At 67.5% G+C, this 4059-nt stretch carries 7 protein-coding genes; 1 reads left to right on the forward strand and 6 read right to left on the reverse strand.

The window, feature by feature from the left end; all coding sequences use genetic code 11:
• The 6 genes from AC1DU6_RS22285 to AC1DU6_RS22310 form a co-directional block, all read right to left on the reverse strand.
• A partial coding sequence (locus AC1DU6_RS22285) for a glutamine amidotransferase-related protein (RefSeq protein WP_477859676.1) occupies positions 1–313 on the reverse strand: 313 nt, incomplete at its 3' end.
• Entirely contained in the window at positions 310–900 is a 591-nt protein-coding gene (locus AC1DU6_RS22290) for a hypothetical protein (protein WP_457323442.1), read from the reverse strand. The genes AC1DU6_RS22285 and AC1DU6_RS22290, both read right to left, overlap by 4 nt.
• Before the next feature lie 8 nt (positions 901–908).
• Positions 909–1523 carry an imidazoleglycerol-phosphate dehydratase HisB gene (gene hisB, locus AC1DU6_RS22295; RefSeq protein ID WP_056193714.1) on the reverse strand — a complete coding sequence of 205 codons (615 nt, stop codon included), beginning with the start codon at positions 1521–1523 and terminating at the stop codon, positions 909–911.
• Positions 1511–2587: a histidinol-phosphate transaminase gene (gene hisC / locus AC1DU6_RS22300; RefSeq protein ID WP_477859679.1), complete on the reverse strand. Its 1077-nt coding sequence runs from the start codon at positions 2585–2587 to the stop codon at positions 1511–1513. The genes hisB and hisC overlap by 13 nt, the downstream gene beginning before the upstream one ends.
• Complete coding sequence (locus AC1DU6_RS22305) at positions 2584–3012, reverse strand: PIN domain-containing protein (protein ID WP_477859681.1); 429 nt, start codon at positions 3010–3012, stop codon at positions 2584–2586. The genes hisC and AC1DU6_RS22305 overlap by 4 nt, the downstream gene beginning before the upstream one ends.
• Positions 3009–3227 (reverse strand): CopG family transcriptional regulator, encoded by a 219-nt coding sequence (locus tag AC1DU6_RS22310; protein WP_477859683.1) that lies wholly within the window; start codon positions 3225–3227, stop codon positions 3009–3011. Before AC1DU6_RS22310 ends, AC1DU6_RS22305 begins: the two co-directional genes overlap by 4 nt.
• Positions 3228–3336: 109 nt before the next feature.
• Between AC1DU6_RS22310 and AC1DU6_RS22315 the strand changes: the two genes are divergently transcribed.
• Positions 3337–4059 (forward strand): GNAT family N-acetyltransferase (locus AC1DU6_RS22315; protein ID WP_477859684.1); only part of this gene is annotated, 723 nt, incomplete at its 3' end.

Here is a 4059-nt window from a genome sequence, read left to right on the forward strand (position 1 = left end):
GCCCCAGGCCGGGCGTGTCCTGCTCCTCGCTGTGATCCAGCAGCATCTGCATGCCAACGCACACGCCCAGCAGCGGCTTGGTGGCGGCGGCTTCAAGCACGGCTTCCTTGACACCCGAGTCGGCCAGCTCGCGCATGCAGTCGCGCATGGCACCCTGGCCGGGCAGCACAACACGCTCGGCGGCGCGCACTACTTCGGGGTCGCAAGTGATGGCCACCTCGAAACCCTGGCCCTCGGCGGCATGGATGACAGCTTGAGACACCGAGCGGAGGTTGCCCATGCCGTAGTCGACGACGGCAACGGTGCGGGTCATGGCTTCCCCCGGGACAGGTCGACCAGCGCATTGCCCAGTGCCGTCACGGCGGGCTCGGACACGGCTTTGTCGACGCCGGGGAAGGTGGTGCGAAGCTTCCAGATGGAGCCACCGCCACTCCACAGCTGCACATAGCTGCGCAAAACTTCCTTCTCGGGGCGGTCGATCGTGGCCCAGCCCACCAAGACCTCGGTTCGGCTCTGGCCGTGGTTCTCATATTGCGCGACGACGTCGCGCACCTTGGTGTCGGGGTAACGCTGCTGCCAGCCTTTGACGATGCCGCTCATCGCGGACTTGAACTCCTCCAGCAACCGGGGATCTCGCGCAACGTCCTCGACGCGACCCAATTGGGCCTGGTAGATGTAGACGTCGGCCCACATGCCGCTCGGATGCTTGTAGCGGATGCTGCAGCCGCCGCCGGGCATGGTGGCTTCGAAGCCATGGGTCATCATGCGCTCAAAGCCCGGGCCCAGCATCTGGGGCATGTCCTCCTGGGTGCCCGGCCGCGGGCAAGGCTGCCCTTCCTGCGCCATGGCGCCCACGGCAAACAGGCCGCTCAACGCCAGTGCCGCGAGGCTGCGGAGCAAGGCGCGGCTCACAGCGAGCCCTTGGTCGACGGGATCACGCCTGCGGAGCGCGGGTCCGGCGTCGTCGCCATGCGCAACGCGCGGCCAAAAGCCTTGAACATGGTTTCGGCCTGGTGGTGGGCGTTGTGGCCCTTCAGGTTGTCGATGTGGACCGTGGCCAGCGCGTGGTTGACGAAGCCCTGGAAGAACTCGAAGGTCAGCTGGGTGTCGAAGGCGCCGACGCTGCCGGCCGTGAACTTGCAGTCCATGTGCAGGCCCGGCCGGCCGGAAAGGTCGATGACGACCCGCGACAGGGCCTCGTCCAGCGGCACATAGCTGTGGCCGTAGCGCGTCAGGCCGGCCTTGTCGCCCACGGCCTTGGCGACGGCCAGGCCCAGCGTGATGCCGACGTCCTCGACGGTGTGGTGGCCGTCGATGTGCAGGTCACCCTCGCAATGGATGTCCAGGTCCATCAGGCCGTGGCGGGCGATCTGGTCCAGCATGTGGTCGAAGAAGCCGATGCCGGTCTGCAGCTTGGACTGGCCCGTGCCGTCCAGGTTGACGCGCACCGTGATGCGCGTCTCGCGGGTGTTGCGAGTGACTTCGGCGATGCGCGCGGTTGTGGAGGCGTTCAGTTCAGACATGCTTGAATCGCTTGGAGCAGCAGGGTGTTTTCGTCGGGCGTTCCGACCGTGATGYGCACACAGTTCGCTAGCAGCGGGTGCATGGCCGAGACGTTCTTGATCAGCACGCCCCGGGCCTTCAGCGCCGCGAAGGTGGCGGCGGCGTCCTGAACCCTGGCCAGGATCATATTGCCCTGGCTTGGCCAGGGTGTGACACCGGGCATGGCCTGCAAGGCGCTGAAGAGGCGCTCACGCTGCTGGCGCAGCTCGGCGGCCTGGGCGGCGTAGACCTCGGCATGCTCCAGCGCGAACAGCGCGGCCTCGGCGTTCAGCACGCTGACGTTGAAGGGCGGGCGTAGTTTCTCGATCTGCGCGACCAGCTCGGCCGAACCACAGAGATAGCCGATCCGCACGCCGGCCAGGCCGAACTTGCTCATGGTGCGCATCACCAGCACGTGCGGGTGGCAGGCCATCAGCGCCAGGCTGTCGGAGGATGCAAAGGGTTGGTAAGCCTCGTCCATGACGACCAGGCCAGGCGCCGCGGCGACGATGCGCTCGATGGCGGCGGCGTCCCAGAGGTTGCCGGTCGGGTTGTTGGGGTAGGAGAGGTAGATGAGTGCCGGCTGATGCTCCGCAATCGCGGCCAGCATGGCGGCCTCGTCCAACTCGAAGTCTCCAGCCTGCAGCGGCACGCCGACAAAACGCAGGTGCTGGTGCCGCGCCGACATCTCGTACATGACGAAGCTGGGCAGCGGCGACAGGATGACCGCACCAGGCTTGGACACGGCCAGCGTCAGCAGGCTGATGAGTTCGTCCGAGCCATTGCCCAGCGTGATGCCGAAGGCCTCGGGCAGGCCGGCATGGACCTTCAGCGCCGCGGCCAGGTCGGCGGTGCGCTCGGCCGGGTAGCGGTTGATGGCAACGGCGCCGAGGCGCTCGCCCAACGCCAACTGCAGTTCGGTCGGCAGGCGGTAGGGGTTCTCCATGATGTCCAGCTTGACGAAGCCGGTGCTCGGCTGGACGACGTAAGCCTGTGCCGCGCGCACGTCGGGCCGGATCTGGGCAAGGGCTTGGTCGAGGCTCATGGGGCGGTCACGATGGGGTTGAACACCTGCACGCTGTCGAAGACGGCTTCGTGCGGCAGGGCCAGGCTGARCAGTCGAGTGCAGCCCTGCGCCTTGGCGCTGGCGACGACAAGGGCGTCGGCGAATGGCAGGCCGAAGCGGCTTTCCAGCGACCAGGCGGATTCGACAGTCGCCTGGTCCGTCGCCCACGGACGCCAGTGCTGGTAGCGGCGCACCTCGGCACGCGCATCGCCTTGCGGCATGGGCGGCGTGACCTGGCGCGTGGCCAGCAGGTAGAAGTCGTTCAGCACCTGCACCGACACCCGGCCGGTGCGGGTGGCCCACAGCTCGCGCAGCCAGGCCAGCACCTGCTCGCGCTCAGCGGGGCGGGCGCCGTCCTCGCTGAACAGCAGCACGGAGGTGTCGACGAAGACGGGATCGCTCACAGGATGCCTCGCCCAGGGTAAGGCTGGCCGTCCGAAGCCCAGGAGCGCTCCCGATGCAGCMAATCCTGCAGCGCGCGCTCATAGGCGTCGTCGTGGCGCATCTTCTCGCCCAGCAGTTCCCCCAGCAGGCGAGACACGCTGGTGTTGCGCCGCGCGGCCTCCAACCGGGCCCATTCGGCCACGGCGTCGTCCATGGACACGGTGACGTTCTTCATGGCATCAAGCGTATCACACGAAGTTCGTGTTGCACGAACTTCGTGTCCAAATACCTTCCGCTTGAATCGATTGAGTTAGCCTTTGCATCCCGTTGTCACTCCACCATTAATGCCCATATCGCCCCTCGCCAAGAAGCCCCTGCAGGCCACCGTGGCCAAGCTCAAGCGCACCGGCCGCGCCCTCGGCAAGCTCAAGCCCCAGGTGGTCAACCCCGTCCAGGCCCTGCAGGACATCAAGGCCAGGCGCGTCGCGCGGCGCACAGCCTCGGGCCTGCAACTGGTGCTGGCCGACCGCGTCGACTTCCTGAACCCGGCACATTGGGACGCGCTCGCGGCGCAGACCCTCTTCCTGTCGCGCGACTACCTGCGCGTGCTGGAGCAGCATGCGCCGGACAACATCGAGCCGCGCTACGCCATGGCCTATGCCGATGGTGCGCCAGTCGCGGCGCTACTGCTGCAGCGCGTGGCCGTCGGCGGCGCCCAGCTGCGCAAGCCCGGCAGCAAGAAGCTGGTCGATGCACCCATGGCCGGGCTCAAGGAGCATCTGCTGGTCTGCGGCAACCTGCTCGTCTGGGGCGCGCGCGCCATGGCCCTGGCGCCGCATGCCGATGAGGGCCAGCTCTGGCATGGCGTCTGCGAAGCCATCTACCGGCTGCGCCGCGCCGACAAGCTCGACGGCCAGTCCGACCTGGCGCTGATCAAGGACCTCGGCATGGCCGCCCAGCACGTCTCACCGTCACTGCGCCTGCTGGGCTATCGCAGCGTCGACACCGAACCCGACATGGTGCTGACGCTGCGCCCCGAATGGCGCAGCTGGGACGACTACCTGGCC

The sequence above is a fragment of the Roseateles sp. P5_B10 genome (genome assembly GCF_056400485.1).

Bases quoted from the DNA above. Each gene is read 5' to 3' on its own strand.
- hisB (WP_056193714.1), bottom strand. From the start codon at position 1,523: ATGTCTGAACTGAACGCCTCCACAACCGCGCGCATCGCCGAAGTCACT.